Source organism: Bradyrhizobium sp. ISRA430, from assembly GCF_029909975.1.
Lineage (GTDB): Bacteria > Pseudomonadota > Alphaproteobacteria > Rhizobiales > Xanthobacteraceae > Bradyrhizobium.
The window spans coordinates 24,392-39,307 of sequence record NZ_CP094516.1; the positions used below are offsets into that span (position 1 = coordinate 24,392).

The window sequence follows — 14,916 nt, forward strand, 5'->3', positions numbered from 1 at the left end:
TTCCATTCCGGGGATACGTCCGCTCGGCCGCTTTAACCACCCGTTAACCATACAGGCGGCAAATTCTGCCTAGCTTCGGACACAGATCCGAATGGCGGAAGGAGCCGCAACGATGTCCATCAACGACCTCCCGGTGCTTTCGGCGCTTCGGACCAAGATGCAATGGCACCAGGAACGCCAGCGTGTCCTGTCCGAAAACGTCTCCAATTCCGACACGCCCAATTTCAGGCCGCGCGACCTGATCGAGCCGAAGTTCGACAGGACCGGGGCCGTCGCCGGGTCGATGGGGCCTCTGGCGCTCACCCGCACCAGTGCCTCCCACATGACGCCCGCCGGCGCGGCATCAGGCTTCGACCAGAACAGGAACGCGGGCTTCGAGACCCGCCCCGCGGGCAACGCCGTCAATCTCGAGGAAGAGATGATGAAGGCGGCGAGCAACCAGATGGACTACGCGGCGGCGACCTCGCTCTATTCCAAGAGCCTGCACCTGCTCAAGACCGCGATCGGCAAAGGTTAGGGCATGATCCGGACCCGAAGGGCCGCGTTAGCGCAAAGTGTGCAGCGGTTTTCCCTCGCGACAAACGCGGAACGCGTTTGCGCGGAGATCATGCTCAAACAAGGAGCCTGACGGAGGCTGACCATGGCGAACGACAGCAGTGACTTTGCCCGCTCGATGGCGATCGCGACCTCCGGCTTGCGCGCGCAGGCCGGGCGCATGCGCGTGATCTCGGAAAACATTGCCAACGCGGATTCGACCTCGCACACCGCCGGCGGAGACCCGTACCGGCGCAAGGTGCCGACCTTCTCCTCCGCTCTGGACCGCACGCTCGACGCGCAGGTCGTGACGCTCGGCAAGATCCGGCCGGACCAGTCCAGCTTCCGCGTCAAGTACGAGCCGAACAATCCGGCGGCCGATGCCAGCGGCAACGTCAAATATCCCAACGTGAACTCGGTGGTCGAAATGACCGACATGCGCGACGCGCAGCGGTCCTACGAGGCCAATCTCAACATCATCAGTGCGACGCGCCGGATGATCCAGCGCACGCTCGACATCCTCAAGACCTGAACGGGACATCTGAGCCATGGCCTCACCGACGATCGCCGCCAATGCCTATGCGAATCTTGCCCGCGTGTTGGAAAACAGCGGCGCCGGCAAGGGCAGTGAAGCGAGCGGACAATCCTTTGCTTCGCTTCTGAAGGACGCTGTCGGCAGCGTCATGGAATCGGGCCGCAAGTCCGACGCGCAGACGGTGGCGATGGCCGCCGGCAAGGCCAACGTGATGGACGTCGTCACCGCGGTCGCCGACACCGACGTGGCGGTCTCCACGCTGGTTTCGGTCCGCGACCGCGTGATCGCGGCGTATGAAGACATCATGAAGATGCCGATCTGATTTCGGCACCCGCCCCACTCGTCGTTGCGAGCGCAGCGAAGCAATCCAGAATCTTTCCGCGGGCGCAGTCTGGATTGCTTCGCTTCGCTCGCAACGACAGGGGATAGGTCTTCGCATCGCCCGGAACGGCGATGGAGAGGCGAGAAAATGAATAGAGGAATCTTGCAATGACCGGACCTGAGACCCTCGACGTCGCGCGCGACGCCATCTGGACGATCGTAATCGTGTCGTCGCCGCTGATGGTGGTCGGCCTCGTGGTCGGTGTGATCGTGTCGCTGTTCCAGGCGCTGACCCAGATTCAGGAGCAGACGCTGATCTATGTACCGAAGATCCTGGCGATCTTCGCCACGATGCTGTTGGCGCTGCCGTTCATGGCCGACTCGCTCCACGCCCACATGCTGCGGATATCGTCGCGAATCATCGGCGGCTGAGGCAAGGTGCGTGAACTATGCGCATCGACGTCTCGCTGCTGCCGGCGCTCGCCGCGGCCTTCATGCTTGCCTTCGCCCGGATCGGCGCGATGGTGATGCTGCTGCCGGGCCTTGGCGAGACCAATATCCCGACGCGGGTGAAGCTGTCGATCGCACTGTTGCTCACGCTGATCATCCTACCCTTGCATCGTAACGCCTATCACGTCGACATGGGCTCGATCGCGCCGCTCCTGGTCATGATGCTGCACGAGATCGTGATCGGCATCGTGCTCGGCGCGACCGCGCGCGTGACGCTCGCGGCCTTGCAGGTCGCAGGCTCCGTGATCGCACAGCAGATGGGGCTCGGCTTCGTCACCTCGGTCGATCCGACCCAGGGGCAGCAGGGCGTCCTGGTCGGCAATTTCCTGACCATGCTCGGCGTGACGCTGCTGTTCGCCACCGACAGCCATCACCTGGTGATCGCGGCGCTGAACGACAGCTACGCGATCTTCTCGCCGGGCGAGACGGTGTCGAGCGGCGACGTCGCTTCGCTGGCGACGCGCGCCTTCGCCGCCGCGTTCCGCCTCGGCTTGCAGCTCTCCGGACCGTTCCTGGTATTCGGCCTCGTCTTCAATATCGGGCTCGGCGTGCTGGCGCGGCTGATGCCGCAGATGCAGGTCTATTTCGTCGGCATGCCGCTGTCGATTTTCGCGGGCTTCCTGGTGCTCGGCGTGGTGATCGCGGCGATGATGGGCACGTTCCTCGACTATTTCATCGGTGTCATGCACCAGATGATGCCGCTCAAGTGAGAGGGATCGATCTATGGCGGAAGACAACGATCCCGAGAGTCAGACAGAAGACCCGACGCAAAAGCGTCTGGACGACGCGCTCGAGCGTGGCGACGTCGCCAAAAGTCAGGAAATCAACACCTGGTTCGTGATCGCGGGCGGCACGCTCGTGGTCTCGACCTTCTCAGGCTCGATCGGCGGCGGCCTGGTCACGCCGATGCGCAACCTGCTCGCCAATTCCTGGATGATCAAGACCGACGGCAGGAGCCTGCTCGCGTTGATGCAGCAGCTCGAATTCGTGGTGCTCGCGGCGATCGGCGTGCCCCTGCTGATGCTGGCGCTGGCGGCGATTGCCGGCAACATGCTTCAGCATCGCCTGGTCTGGTCCGCCGAATCCCTGAAACCCAAGTTCAGCAAGCTTTCCCCCGCCGCCGGCTTCAAGCGCATCTTCGGCAAGCAGGCGGCGGCGAACTTCTTGAAGGGCATCGGCAAGCTGATCGCGCTCGGCGCGGTCATGACCATGGTCCTGTGGCCGGAGCGGCACCGCATGGAGGCGATGGTCAAGCTCGATCCGTCCGCCATGCTCGGCGCCACCACCAGCATGACCATCCACCTTCTGGGCGCGGTGGTCGCCGCCCTCGCGATCGTCGCGATCGCGGACTACTTCTTCCAGTATCGAAGCTGGTTCCAGCGGCAGAAGATGTCGCTCCAGGAGATCAAGGAGGAGTTCAAGCAGTCCGAGGGTGACCCGCACATCAAGGGCAAGATCAGGCAGCTCCGTCAGCAGCGCGCCAAGAAGCGCATGATGGCGGCGGTTCCCAAGGCCTCCGTGATCATCACCAATCCGACCCACTATTCGGTGGCGCTGTCCTATGAGCGCGGCATGCAAGCGCCGGTCTGTGTCGCCAAGGGCGTCGACAATCTCGCCTTCAAGATCCGGGAGATCGCGCGCGAGCACGACATCCCGATCGTGGAGAACGTGCCGCTGGCGCGCTCGCTCTACGCCACCGTCGAGGTCGACCAGGAAATCCCGGTCGAGCACTACCATGCGGTTGCCGAAGTCATCGGCTACGTCATGCGGCTGAAGCGCGGATTTGGCGCCGGACGGGGATAAAACTCCCGCAAGGCACCGGAAATGGCCGTAATCTGGGAATCAGCGTACCTTTCGCCGTTGGCGCCCTTGCGCCCGCGGGTCCGATTCAGGCAGGGAGGACCCCGCGTGCCCCGTGGCGCGTTCGTAATCTGCCGACAGGCTGCACCCGCTTGAGATGACCGCCGAGACCGACCACGACCTCACACGCGAGCCTGTTGCGGCACAGGAGCCGGCGCCGCGTTCGGGCAGCATCGCGCTCGTGCTGCTGGTGGCCGCGGCGCTCGTCGCGGTTGCCGTCGGCCTGATGACGCTCGGGCGCGTGCAGGCGCAGCCCTATATCCTCGGCATCCTCGCGGTCCTGGCGATGGTCGGCCTGTTCAACCTGTTCGCCTTCGCGGCCGGCATCATCCGCTTCGCCGACCGCAGTCTCGATGATCCCATCATCGGCCGTATCTCCGATCACGCTTTCGACGGGCTCGCGGTCACCGATGCACGCGGCCACGTGGTCTATTCCAACGCCGCTTATCTGACGCTGACCGGCGCCTCCGGCCCGCAGGACGTGCGGCCGGTCGAGCGCGTCTTCATCGGCAATCCCGATGTCTCGGAAGCGGTGTTCCGTCTGCTGAAAGCCGCGCGTGAAGGAAAACGGCAGCAGGAGGAAGTGCGTATCTCCGGCCACGACGGCAGCCAGGGCCGCTGGCTGCGCATGCGCGTGCGTCCGCTCGGCACCGGAAAACGCGAGGCCAAATACGCGGTGTGGTCGATCGCCGACATCACCCGCGACCGCGAGCGCCAGGAGGACGTGTTCCAGGAGCTCCAGCACGCCATCGAATATCTCGACCATGCGCCTTGCGGCTTCTTCTCGGTCAACCCGGCCGGCGAACTGGCCTACGTCAATGCGACGCTTGCGAACTGGCTCGATTACGATCTCGCCGAGATCGGCTCCGGCGGATTGAAGCTCACCGACATCGTCTCCGGCGACGGCGCCTCGCTGCTCACCTCGATCGTGGCGGTGCCAGGCGAGGTGAAGACGGAAGTCTTCGACATCGATCTGCGCATGCGCACCGGCCGGACCATGCCGGTCCGGCTCTACCACAAGCTCGCTTTCGGCGCCGACGGGACGCCCGGGCCCTCGCGCACGCTCGTCATCAGCCGCGCCCGCGACGAGCGCAGCGATCCTGACCGCGCTGCCGAAGTGCGCTTCATGCGCTTCTTCGACCATACGCCGATGGCGATCGCCACCGTCGACCGCGGCGGTAATGTCGTCCGCGCCAACGCGCGCTACGCCAAGCTCGCGCAGGGCCTCGGGCTCGACAGCGCCAGCAAGTCTATCTTCCGCGCCATCAATTCGCGCGACCGGCATCTGCTGACCGCGGCGATCAACCAGGCCGCCGAAGGCCAAGCCGACATCGCGCCGGTCGAGGTGGCGCTGGAAGGGTCGAAGGAGCGCTGGGGGCAGTTCTTCGTGACGCCGGTCGATGCGGCCGAGAACGATGCTGAAGCTGCGATCGTGCACATGCTCGAGACCACCGAGCGGCGCGCGCTGGAAAACCAGATCAACCAGTCGCAGAAGATGGAGACGGTCGGCCAGCTCGCCGGCGGCATCGCCCACGACTTCAATAACGTGCTCTCCGCCATCATGATGGCGAACGACTTCCTGCTGAACGCGCACAAGCCGACCGATCCGTCGTTCCAGGACATCATGCAGATCAAGCAGAACGCCACGCGCGCTGCGACGCTGGTGCGGCAGTTGCTGGCGTTCTCGCGGCGCCAGACGCTGCGCCCGCAGGTGCTCGACCTCGGCGATGCGCTGTCCGATCTCACCATGCTGCTGCGCCGGCTGATCGGCGAGAAGGTCAAGCTCGACCTGATCCACGGCCGCGACCTCTGGCCGGTCAAGGTCGACGTTTCCCAGTTCGAGCAGGTCATCGTCAATCTCGCCGTGAACGCGCGCGACGCGATGCCCGACGGCGGCAAGCTGATCATCCGCACCGCCAACGTCAGCGCCGAGGACGCGGGCAAGCTCGCCTACAAGGGCATGCCGGCGGCGGAGTATGTGCGGATCGAGGTCGCCGACACCGGCACCGGCATCCCTGCCGACATCCGCGACAAGATCTTCGAGCCGTTCTTCTCCACCAAGGAAGTGGGCAAGGGCACGGGCCTCGGCCTCTCCACCGTCTACGGCATCGTCAAGCAGACCGGCGGCTTCATCTATGTCGATTCCGAGCCGGGGCAGGGCACCTCGTTCCACATCTTCCTGCCGCGCCACCATGCCGAGCCGGAGGCGCAGGTCGAGCAGCCGGCGGCGGCGACTGCAACCAATGGCGCCGCGAAGGAGACTGCGCCCGCGGAGGCGAAGCCGCGCACCGATCTCACCGGGCAGGGCACCATCCTGCTGGTCGAGGATGAAGAGGGCCTGCGCGCGCTGAATGCGCGCGGCCTGCGCTCACGCGGCTACACCGTGGTCGAGGCCGAGAACGGCGTCGAGGCGATGGAGGTGCTGGAGGAGCAGGGCGGTGCCATCGACCTCGTCGTCTCCGACGTGGTGATGCCGGAGATGGACGGCCCGACCTTGCTCAAGGCGATGAGAGAAAAGAATCCCGCCATCAAGTTCATCTTCGTCTCCGGCTACGCCGAGGACGCCTTCGAAAAGAGCCTGCCCGAGGGCCAGCAGTTCGACTTCCTGCCAAAGCCATTCACGCTGAGCCAGCTTGTGGCGGCGGTGAAGGAGACGATGACGAAGTCGGGGTAGGGCATTGGTGAGGATCGTGGCGATGCCGCCAAATCCGCAGTGTCGTCCTGGATCGGCGCTCGCTCCGCTCGCTTGTCCAGGACGACGTCGGGACGCGGCTCGTAATGACGGTGGGACGCGAACCAAACGTTCATCCTGAGCAGCAAAGGCGCCGGTAACCTGCGACCACGGTTCCGCTCCGCGCCCTCCAAACCTCCTCCAAATACGAGTTTTTGCCACATCCCCGCGACTGAGGGCCGCAGCCGGGGGTTCCGAAACCGGCTTCACTTTTGTACAAGGCTGCCCATCTTAAGAGCACCTCCCCATGGCGGGGATTTGGGAAACACACATGAATTTCTCGCAACGTAGCCGCAGTTTCGTGAAGACGATTGCCGTCGTGCTGGCGCTGGCGCTGCCGACCGCGCTCGCGATCTCGTCCGCCGACGCCCGCGTCGGCGGCGGCTTCTCGTCGGGCTCGCGCGGCTCGCGCACTTACTCGGCGCCGCCGTCGACCACGACCGCACCGGGTTCGACGTCCCAGTTCAACCGGACCTACACCCAGCCCGGCGCAGGCATGAACTCGCCGACAACCGCGCCGGCGCGCGGCGGCTTGTTCGGCCGCGGCGGCGGCTTCCTGGGCGGCCTCGCGGCCGGCTTCCTCGGCGCTGGCCTCTTGGGCATGCTGTTCGGTGGCGGCCTGTTCGGTGGCCTCGGCGGTCTGTCGTCGATCCTCGGCCTGATCCTCCAGATCCTGCTGGTGGTGTTTGTGGTGCGGCTGGCGATGTCGTGGTGGCAGCGTCGCAACGCGCCGCCGCAGCACGCTTATGCCGGCGCTAATGTCGGTCCCGGCCCGCAGCCGAGCTATCGCAGCGGCCTCGGCGGCTTCGGCTTCGGCGCCAACAATGCGCCGCTCGAAATCCAGCCGGCCGACTATGAGGCGTTCGAGCGCCTGCTCGGCGAGACCCAGACGGCCTGGTCGAACGAGGATGTGGCCAAGCTGCACACGCTCGCAACCCCGGAGATGGTCTCCTATTTCGAGAAGGACCTCGCGGAGAACCGCGCGCGCAACGTCGTCAACAAGGTGACCAACGTCAAGCTGCTGCAGGGCGACCTCGCCGAAGCCTGGCGCGAGGGCGAGACCGATTACGCGACGGTCGCGATGCGCTTTGCGCTGACCGACAAGACGGTCGACCGCAACACCGGCGCGCTCGTCGCCGGCAGCGAGCAGCCGAGCGAGGCCACCGAAGTCTGGACCTTCGCTCGGCGCACGGGCGGCGGTTGGGAATTGTCGGCGATCCAGCAGGCCAACTGATCGCGGGCGGATCGAACAAGAAGGGCGTCGTGCTTCGGTACGGCGCCCTTTTTGTTTGAGGCGACTTGCCCCACGGAATAACAGGGCGTGCCTCGGGTTGAAGTCAGGCAGCCAACAATAAACACAACCGGAGGAAGAGATGACCCGTTTGGAGAAATCCGCGAAATCCCTATGCCTTGCTCCCGCCGTGGCCGCATTCGCCTTGCTCGCGGCGCCATCTGCGCGGGCACAGTCAGTGGACATGACCTTCTTCGTGACCTCGAGCGGTCCCGGTAAGGGCGCCGACCTCGGGGGCCTCGAAGGTGCCGATGCACAGTGCCAAAAGCTCGCGCAGGCCGGCGGCGCCGGCGCCAAGACCTGGCGCGCCTATCTCTCGACGCAAGCCGCCGACGGCAAGCCGGCCATCAATGCGCGCGACCGCATCGGCAAGGGACCGTGGCAGAACGCCAAGGGCACGGTCATCGCCAAAGACGTTGCCGATCTGCACGGCGCCGCCAACAACCTCACCAAGCAAACGGCGCTGAGCGAGAAGGGCGAGGTCATCAATGGGCGCGGCGATACGCCGAACCGGCATGACATCCTCACGGGATCGCAGCCGGACGGCACGGCGTTTGCCGCCGGCGATGACAAGACCTGCAAGAACTGGACGTCGAGCACGCAAGGTGCAGCGGTGGTCGGCCATGCCGATCGACAGGGCCTGCGCGACGACGAACCATCGAAATCGTGGAACAGTTCGCACCCTTCGCGCGGCCCCGACGGTGGTTGCTCTCAGGCCGACTTGAGGAGCACGGGCGGAGACGGATTGCTGTATTGCTTTGCGTCGAACTGAGGCGCCGAGTTCGTGTCCATCGTTATTGCGAGCCAAAGGGGCCGTGTGTAGCGCGGCCCGATGGCAGGCTCTGCGAAGCAATCCGGAATCCTACCGCGGAAAGACTCTGGATTGCTTCGCTGCGCTCGCAATGACGAGGTTGTGTCGAGCGGCCTCGCTCTCGCTCTGAAGGAACCCGGCGCTGCGTGCTACATTGGTCCGGATGCACTCACGCTCACGGACGCCATCCATGAAATACGAGCTCTACTACTGGCCTGAGATCCAGGGCCGCGGCGAATTTGTGCGGCTGGCGCTGGAGGAGGCGGGCGTTGCTTATGCCGATGTGGCGCGTGGCCCGCGCGGCAGCAGCGCCATGATGAAGATGATGAACGGTCAGGGCGGCACACCGCCCTTCGCGCCGCCGTTCCTCAAGGCCGGTAAGCTCGTCATCGGCCAGACCGCCAACATCCTGCTCTATCTCGGCGCCCGCCACGGGCTGGCGCCGAAGACGGAAGGTGGCAGGCTTTGGGTGCATCAGCTTCAGCTCACGATTGCCGATTTCTTGCTGGAAATCCACGACACCCATCATCCGCTCGGGCCATCGCTCTATTACGAGGACGCGCGGCCGGCTGCGAAGAAGCGCACCGCCGAGTTCTGGGACGAGCGCGTGCCGAAATATCTCGGCTATTTCGAGGAGCTTCTCGACGCCAATGGCGGCGTCTACGTCACGGGGAGGAAACTGACCTATGTCGATCTCTCGCTGTTCCAGCTCGTCGACGGCTTGCGCTACGCATTTCCAAAGCGGATGAAGATCTTCGAGAATGAGATTCCCGGCCTCGTCGCCTTGCGCGATCGCGTTGCGGCGCGGCCGAACGTCAAGGCCTATCTCGACAGCGACCGCCGCATTCTCTTCAACGAGCAGGGCATCTTCCGCCGTTACAAGGAGCTGGATGCGTGAATTACCAGATGCCGGGCACGAGGCGGTAGCGCACCCGCGCCGCATAATCGGCATAGCCGGGCAGGCCCTCTCTCAGCGTGCGCTCCTCGATCCGGATGCGGATTGCGAGCAGGGCGAGCACGACGGGCGCGGTCGCAAGGCCCCACCACGAGCCCAGCAGCAACGGCATGCCGCCGAAGAACAGGATCATGCCGCTGTACATGGGATGGCGGACATGGGCGTAAGGCCCAGTCGAGATCACCCGCTGCGCGCGCTCGGATTGCAGCTTTACGACGGGTGCCGCGAACGAGTTTTCGCGGAACACCCACAGCGTGAACAGCGTCGAGCCGAGGAACAGCAGGAAGCCGAATGCCTGCAAAGCGAGGGGCATATCGGAGGCGAGATAGCGCCGGTCGAGCCCCATCGCGACCAGCCAGATCAGCATCACCAGAATAAACACGGCCATGAAGGCCTTGTCGGCGGGCGGCTGGTCTTTCTGGATGACCGGGCGGAGACGCTCGGCGAGCAGCGCCGGATCGAGCCGGTAAAGCCACCAGCCGCAGAGCGGACCGAGGATCGTGGAGGCGATCAGCAACACCCAGGCCCCTGGCCAATTCATCGTGCCGGCGGACGCGAACAGAAGCGCGCCTATTCCGACGACGAAGATCGTATTCTGCAGCAGCAGCCGTGCGATCATGCGCGGTTCCCGGACGAATCTCGCATGACATTGTACCCGCTATCCGGCAAAGATGCGGATTAATGCGCGACAAGTCCGATCAAGCGGATCGAGCAGCCTTATCTCGGCGAGGCATGATCAGGCGAGCTGATCGATCCTGGTGCCCTGACCCGGCGGCAGCGGGGCCGGCGGCGGCGGCTGATAGGTCGGGTCGTTGTCCTTGGTTTTGGCCTGATCGTCCTGCTGCTTGGTCGTATCGTAGTTCGGCACCACGATCGCGATCGGCGGCGGCGCAACGCTGGAAACGCTCATCCACAAATCCTCACAGATTGAAACAGGAGACTGACCTGCAAGGGACGAAGCTTCCGTCAAGGCAATCGTTAAAATGCGAGGGAATTGGTGGGCCTTCGCGCGCGCCATCGCGCTATTTCGGCGAGGCGACGGACCTCTCCTCGTCATTGCGAGCGCAGCGAAGCAATCCAGAATCTTTCCGCGGAGGGACTCTGGATTGCTTCGCTGCGCTCGCAATGACGGAGTATGTGGCGCGCGGCGCCATGACACGTACGGACCGTGGCCGCGGCCAACAGCCGCGAGAAGTGCCTTGCGCCTACTCGTCCTTCGGCCGCGTGATTGCGATCGCAGCCTCGGTCTTCGTGCGCGAGCATTCCATGTTGAGGCGCTTGTAGCGCATCGCCACCTTGTCGCCGCGGAAGAGACCCATGCGCTTGAGGCAGCGCGTGGTCCCCTTGGTGGTGTCGTCCTTCGGCAGCGTGAAGATGATCGCGGCTGCGGAGCCGACCAGATCATAAAATTGCGGCGTCGGCTTGCGGTCGCCCTTGGCGTAGAGCTCGTTGGAATAATTCTGCCCCTGCGCGCGGCAGCCGAGCGACAGCTCCTTCGCCGCTGGATGGGTGAGATAGATGATGTTGGCCGCCTTGAAGTTGACCTTCAGTTTGTCGACGCCGCTGGCAAGCTGCTTTGCGATATCGTCACACTGGTCCGCGCGCGCCGGCGAGGCGAGAGCCACAAGGCTGGTGATTGCGGCGGCGACCAGGATCGCGCCGCGAACGTCGAATTTCAAAGTCATGATGAAAAGCCCCTTCGGGTTCGTATTCAATCGTCGGCGCGCGCAGAGTGCAAGGGGTGCAGCCAGACCGTGTTGGACAGGGGGCACGAGCCCGGCACGAGGCTGCACCGTGACCAAAAATGCCACCGAGGTGCCCGAATCGGCATGCTCCGGCCGCGCCAGAGCGCCTTTCCTTTACGGCAAAAATGCTTAGAACGCTTCTATGACAGAAGCCCGCGCGAGGGCTCCAGAACCCGAGATCGACCATGAACGCTCCCACCGCCTTTCCCGACCAGTCCAAGCCCGTCCCGCCCTACAAGCACACACCGCTGTTCCCGCTCGGGAAGGACGAGACGCCCTACAAGAAGGTCACGGGCGAGGGCGTCCGGGTCGAGAAGGTGCTCGGCAAGGACATGCTGGTGGTGTCGCGCGAGGCGCTGCGGGCGCTGTCGGAGGCCGCTTTCGGCGAAATCAACCACTATCTGCGTCCGGGTCACCTGAAGCAGCTTCGTTCGATCCTGGAGGACTCGGAGGCGAGCCCGAACGACAAGTTCGTCGCGCTCGACTTCCTGAAGAACGCCAACATCGCTGCCGGCGGCGTGCTGCCGATGTGCCAGGACACCGGCACCGCGATCATCATGGGCAAGAAGGGCTGCAACGTCATCACCGACGGCGACGACGAGGCGGCGCTGTCGGAAGGCGCACGCGATGCTTACTTGCGCCGCAACCTGCGCTACTCGCAGGTCGCTCCGCTGTCGATGTATGAAGAGAAGAACACCGCCAACAACATGCCGGCGCAGTGCGAGATCTACGCCGAGGGTGACGACGCCTACAAGTTCATGTTCATGGCGAAGGGCGGCGGAAGCGCCAACAAGAGCTTCCTGTTCCAGGCGACGCCTTCGGTGCTGACCAAGGACCGGCTGCTCGCCTTCCTCAAGGAGAAGATCCTCACCCTCGGCACCGCCGCGTGCCCGCCCTATCACCTCGCCATCGTGATCGGCGGCACCTCGGCCGAGCTTTGCATGAAGACGGTGAAGCTCGCCTCCGCGCGCTATCTCGATGCGCTGCCGACCCACGGCTCGGCGGACGGCAACGCCTTCCGCGACGTCGAGATGGAAAAGGAAATCCACAAGATGACGCAGTCGCTCGGCGTCGGTGCCCAGTTCGGCGGCAAATATTTCTGTCACGACGTGCGCGTGATCCGTATGCCGCGCCACGGGGCTTCGCTGCCGATCGGGCTCGGCGTGTCCTGCTCGGCTGACCGCCAGGTGCTCGGCAAGATCACCAGGGACGGCGTCTATCTCGAGGAGCTCGAGCACAACCCGGCGCAATATCTGCCGCAGGTCGAGCAGTCGCTCGGCGGTGAGGTCGTCAAGATCGATCTCAACCAGCCGATGAAGGACATTCTGGCGACCTTCTCGAAATATCCGATCAAGACGCGGGTCTCGATGACGGGCACCATGATCGTCGCGCGCGACTCCGCGCATGCCAAGCTGCGCGAGCGGCTGGAGAAGGGCGAGCCGCTTCCGGATTATTTCAAGAACCACCCGGTCTACTACGCCGGCCCCGCCAAGACGCCCGAGGGCTACGCATCCGGCGCGTTCGGCCCGACCACGGCGGGCCGCATGGATTCCTTCGTCGACCAGTTCCAGGCCGCCGGCGGCTCGATGGTGATGGTGGCCAAGGGCAATCGCGCGCCTGCCGTGCGCGAGGCCTGCAAGAAATATGGCGGCTTCTATCTTGGCTCGATCGGCGGCGCGGCGGCGAACCTCGCCGAGCACTGCATCAAGAAGGTCGAGGTGCTCGAATATCCCGAGCTCGGCATGGAAGCGATCTGGCGCATCGAGGTCGTCGACTTCCCGGCCTTCATCATCATCGACGACAAGGGCAACGACTTCTTCAAGGAGTTGAACCTGGGCTGAGGCCTTATCGTCATTCCGGGGCGCATAGCGCGAGCCGGAATTCATCGGGCCTCAGTGCAAGTGGTAGAATGGATTCCGGGCCTGCGTGCTTCGCACGCATCCCGGAATGACAACAGTCCCGGACGAGTCCGGTGATGACGCCTGGATGCGTGGAGAGGCTTACGCTCTGGCGCCCGTGAAGGGGAAGCTGCCCATCGGTCCGATGCCCATTTCGCCGTTGATGCTGTCGCCGGAGACCGTGCCGGTGAATTCGAGGGTGAGCGGCATCGGGTTGGTGATCGAGACCTTCCAGGAGACGTTGTCGCCGCTGACGGTGCCGTCGAAGATTTCGGCGATATTGCCGTCCGCACCCTGCGTGCCCGTGAGCGTGTCGCCCGCCGCCTTCAGGCTCAGCGTTGCCTGGCGCTCGCCCATCGGCGTCGTCATGGTCAGATTCCAGTTACCGTCTACGGCCATTCCCGTCTCCCAAGATAGTCCGGCGAACCGCGACAATCCGCGGCCGGTCCAGCGCCGAGCCTATAACCCAACTTGCACCGCGCGCCTAACGCCGTGTGCATGATCCGGAAAGTGTGTAGCGGTTTTCCGAGCAGATCATGCGCAAATGACAACCTAAAGCGCGATCATATCGCGCTTTAGGCGCGAGCAGCGGCACGCAAGCGGCTTGTGACGATGAGCCGCAGAACCACGTACTGCACGGCGAAGGCCAGGATCTTGGTGCCGCCCGCAACCACCGAGATATAGAACGCCCACAGCTTCAGGTCGCCGGTCGAGGCCACGGCGATCATGCCCACGCCGATCACGAACATCAGCGCCGCCCAGGCATAGCCGGCCGCCGTCACATATTCCGGAACGGTCTCCGCGACGATCGGCGGCACGTAGCGCAGCATCCAGCCGCGCTTGAGCATGATGAGCCCGATCGCGAAATGCGCGATCGAGGGCTTTGCCAGCATGAAGCGGGGATCGTTGGTGAACAGCGTGACGGCACCGAGCACGATGACCAGCGCGAGGCTCGCATAGGTCATGAAATTGAGCTGACGTCCCTTGATGCGAGCATAGATGACCTGCGCGATCGCGCCCGCAATCGCCACCGACGTCGCCAGGATGACGTTGTCGGTGATGAGGTAGATGACCAGGAAGACGATGGCCGAGAGGAAGTCGGAGGCGAGGCGGGCGAACACGTCCTTCATCGTCGATCCTTTTCATCGGGAATTCGGTAGCGCGCCGGCCGGCACACCGTACTTGATCCTGCAATATCCAGGATACCATTTTGTGAAATAGATCGCGCTGTTGCGGGCGCCGAAGGCGACCGCCAGGCCCGACCAGATCGGCAGGCCGGGGACATAGAGCAGCACGATATTGGAGGCCATCATCAGCAGGGCGGCCGCGGTCCATGCGCCGGTGATGGTGTAGTTGGCGCGCAGGAAGCCGGGCATCGCCGCAGTCTCGGCCGGGACGGATTCCAGCGCATATTGCAGGGTGAACGGCCGCCGCGCCAGCATCGAGCCGAGCGAGATGGCGAAGATGCCGATGTCGACCGACAGCTTCACGGCGAGGGTGCTGAGGGCCGGATTGAGCAGCACGAGGTAAAGGCCGGTCCCCGCGAACACCACGGCCGAGCCCGCCGCCAGGATCTTCACCGAGCGGCCGCGGGCGACGTCGATTGCAATGGTGCCGAGGCAGATCGCCGTCGCTGCAAACATGCTGACGGTGGCGGAGGTCAACAGCATCAGGAGGGCATAGACGCCGTAGGGGGCTAGGATCAGGAAAATCGCCATGGGCCGC

17 protein-coding genes are annotated in these 14,916 nt (G+C 64.4%); 11 read left to right on the plus strand and 6 right to left on the minus strand.

Features of this window, described 5'->3' with window-relative positions; all coding sequences use genetic code 11:
* The first annotated feature begins 112 nt into the window (after nt 1-112).
* The 10 genes from flgB to MTX21_RS00175 all read left to right on the plus strand — a co-directional run bounded on the left by flgB (nt 113) and on the right by MTX21_RS00175 (nt 9,491).
* Nucleotides 113-517 (plus strand): flagellar basal body rod protein FlgB, encoded by a 405-nt coding sequence (gene flgB, locus MTX21_RS00130; protein WP_280969937.1) that lies wholly within the window; start codon nt 113-115, stop codon nt 515-517.
* A gap of 123 nt (nt 518-640) precedes the next feature.
* On the plus strand, nt 641-1,066 hold the full coding sequence (flgC, locus tag MTX21_RS00135; RefSeq protein WP_280969938.1) for a flagellar basal body rod protein FlgC: 426 nt from the start codon (nt 641-643) through the stop codon (nt 1,064-1,066).
* Between the two features lie 16 nt (nt 1,067-1,082).
* Entirely contained in the window at nt 1,083-1,391 is a 309-nt protein-coding gene (gene fliE / locus MTX21_RS00140) for a flagellar hook-basal body complex protein FliE (RefSeq protein WP_008142413.1), read from the plus strand.
* 167 nt (nt 1,392-1,558) lie between these two features.
* Nucleotides 1,559-1,822: a flagellar biosynthesis protein FliQ gene (fliQ, locus tag MTX21_RS00145; protein ID WP_011088555.1), complete on the plus strand. Its 264-nt coding sequence runs from the start codon at nt 1,559-1,561 to the stop codon at nt 1,820-1,822.
* Nucleotides 1,823-1,839: 17 nt separating this feature from the next.
* Nucleotides 1,840-2,610, plus strand: coding sequence for a flagellar biosynthetic protein FliR (fliR, locus tag MTX21_RS00150; protein WP_280969940.1), 771 nt, complete (start codon nt 1,840-1,842; stop codon nt 2,608-2,610).
* A gap of 13 nt (nt 2,611-2,623) precedes the next feature.
* Entirely contained in the window at nt 2,624-3,703 is a 1,080-nt protein-coding gene (gene flhB / locus MTX21_RS00155) for a flagellar biosynthesis protein FlhB (protein WP_280969941.1), read from the plus strand.
* A 154-nt stretch (nt 3,704-3,857) separates the two neighbouring features.
* Nucleotides 3,858-6,434, plus strand: a complete 2,577-nt coding sequence (locus MTX21_RS00160) for a PAS domain-containing protein (RefSeq protein ID WP_280969942.1) — start codon at nt 3,858-3,860, stop codon at nt 6,432-6,434.
* Between the two features lie 304 nt (nt 6,435-6,738).
* Nucleotides 6,739-7,725, plus strand: coding sequence for a Tim44 domain-containing protein (locus MTX21_RS00165; RefSeq protein ID WP_280969943.1), 987 nt, complete (start codon nt 6,739-6,741; stop codon nt 7,723-7,725).
* A gap of 139 nt (nt 7,726-7,864) precedes the next feature.
* Entirely contained in the window at nt 7,865-8,554 is a 690-nt protein-coding gene (locus MTX21_RS00170; RefSeq protein WP_280969944.1) for a lectin, read from the plus strand.
* Between the two features lie 229 nt (nt 8,555-8,783).
* Nucleotides 8,784-9,491 (plus strand): glutathione S-transferase, encoded by a 708-nt coding sequence (locus tag MTX21_RS00175; protein WP_280969945.1) that lies wholly within the window; start codon nt 8,784-8,786, stop codon nt 9,489-9,491.
* Between the two features lies 1 nt (nt 9,492).
* Here MTX21_RS00175 and MTX21_RS00180 read toward each other — a convergent pair whose 3' ends face one another.
* The 3 genes from MTX21_RS00180 to MTX21_RS00190 form a co-directional block, all read right to left on the minus strand.
* Nucleotides 9,493-10,167, minus strand: coding sequence for an isoprenylcysteine carboxylmethyltransferase family protein (locus MTX21_RS00180; protein ID WP_280969946.1), 675 nt, complete (start codon nt 10,165-10,167; stop codon nt 9,493-9,495).
* A 117-nt stretch (nt 10,168-10,284) separates the two neighbouring features.
* The gene (locus tag MTX21_RS00185; protein ID WP_280969947.1) at nt 10,285-10,458 is read right to left on the minus strand and encodes a hypothetical protein; all 174 of its coding nucleotides are present in this window, start codon (nt 10,456-10,458) and stop codon (nt 10,285-10,287) included.
* A gap of 295 nt (nt 10,459-10,753) precedes the next feature.
* On the minus strand, nt 10,754-11,233 hold the full coding sequence (locus MTX21_RS00190) for a hypothetical protein (protein WP_280969948.1): 480 nt from the start codon (nt 11,231-11,233) through the stop codon (nt 10,754-10,756).
* A gap of 245 nt (nt 11,234-11,478) precedes the next feature.
* Between MTX21_RS00190 and MTX21_RS00195 the strand changes: the two genes are divergently transcribed.
* On the plus strand, nt 11,479-13,134 hold the full coding sequence (locus tag MTX21_RS00195; protein WP_280969949.1) for a fumarate hydratase: 1,656 nt from the start codon (nt 11,479-11,481) through the stop codon (nt 13,132-13,134).
* A 159-nt stretch (nt 13,135-13,293) separates the two neighbouring features.
* Here MTX21_RS00195 and MTX21_RS00200 read toward each other — a convergent pair whose 3' ends face one another.
* From MTX21_RS00200 to MTX21_RS00210, 3 genes are all read right to left on the minus strand, one after another.
* Entirely contained in the window at nt 13,294-13,590 is a 297-nt protein-coding gene (locus tag MTX21_RS00200; RefSeq protein ID WP_280969950.1) for a hypothetical protein, read from the minus strand.
* A 176-nt stretch (nt 13,591-13,766) separates the two neighbouring features.
* Complete coding sequence (locus MTX21_RS00205) at nt 13,767-14,321, minus strand: septation protein IspZ (protein WP_280969951.1); 555 nt, start codon at nt 14,319-14,321, stop codon at nt 13,767-13,769.
* A gap of 12 nt (nt 14,322-14,333) precedes the next feature.
* The gene (locus tag MTX21_RS00210) at nt 14,334-14,909 is read right to left on the minus strand and encodes a hypothetical protein (RefSeq protein WP_280969952.1); all 576 of its coding nucleotides are present in this window, start codon (nt 14,907-14,909) and stop codon (nt 14,334-14,336) included.
* Between the last annotated feature and the right edge of the window lie 7 nt (nt 14,910-14,916).

Coding starts and splice junctions, on each gene's coding strand:
- flgC (WP_280969938.1), top strand. CDS start 641: ATGGCGAACGACAGCAGTGACTTTGCCCGCTCGATGGCGATCGCGACC.
- MTX21_RS00160 (WP_280969942.1), top strand. CDS start 3,858: ATGACCGCCGAGACCGACCACGACCTCACACGCGAGCCTGTTGCGGCA.
- MTX21_RS00205 (WP_280969951.1), bottom strand. CDS start 14,321: ATGAAGGACGTGTTCGCCCGCCTCGCCTCCGACTTCCTCTCGGCCATC.
- MTX21_RS00195 (WP_280969949.1), top strand. CDS start 11,479: ATGAACGCTCCCACCGCCTTTCCCGACCAGTCCAAGCCCGTCCCGCCC.
- MTX21_RS00210 (WP_280969952.1), bottom strand. CDS start 14,909: ATGGCGATTTTCCTGATCCTAGCCCCCTACGGCGTCTATGCCCTCCTG.
- flgB (WP_280969937.1), top strand. CDS start 113: ATGTCCATCAACGACCTCCCGGTGCTTTCGGCGCTTCGGACCAAGATG.
- MTX21_RS00165 (WP_280969943.1), top strand. CDS start 6,739: ATGGCGGGGATTTGGGAAACACACATGAATTTCTCGCAACGTAGCCGC.
- fliQ (WP_011088555.1), top strand. CDS start 1,559: ATGACCGGACCTGAGACCCTCGACGTCGCGCGCGACGCCATCTGGACG.
- MTX21_RS00170 (WP_280969944.1), top strand. CDS start 7,865: ATGACCCGTTTGGAGAAATCCGCGAAATCCCTATGCCTTGCTCCCGCC.
- fliE (WP_008142413.1), top strand. CDS start 1,083: ATGGCCTCACCGACGATCGCCGCCAATGCCTATGCGAATCTTGCCCGC.
- MTX21_RS00180 (WP_280969946.1), bottom strand. CDS start 10,167: ATGATCGCACGGCTGCTGCTGCAGAATACGATCTTCGTCGTCGGAATA.
- MTX21_RS00185 (WP_280969947.1), bottom strand. CDS start 10,458: ATGAGCGTTTCCAGCGTTGCGCCGCCGCCGATCGCGATCGTGGTGCCG.
- flhB (WP_280969941.1), top strand. CDS start 2,624: ATGGCGGAAGACAACGATCCCGAGAGTCAGACAGAAGACCCGACGCAA.
- fliR (WP_280969940.1), top strand. CDS start 1,840: ATGCGCATCGACGTCTCGCTGCTGCCGGCGCTCGCCGCGGCCTTCATG.
- MTX21_RS00175 (WP_280969945.1), top strand. CDS start 8,784: ATGAAATACGAGCTCTACTACTGGCCTGAGATCCAGGGCCGCGGCGAA.
- MTX21_RS00190 (WP_280969948.1), bottom strand. CDS start 11,233: ATGACTTTGAAATTCGACGTTCGCGGCGCGATCCTGGTCGCCGCCGCA.
- MTX21_RS00200 (WP_280969950.1), bottom strand. CDS start 13,590: ATGGCCGTAGACGGTAACTGGAATCTGACCATGACGACGCCGATGGGC.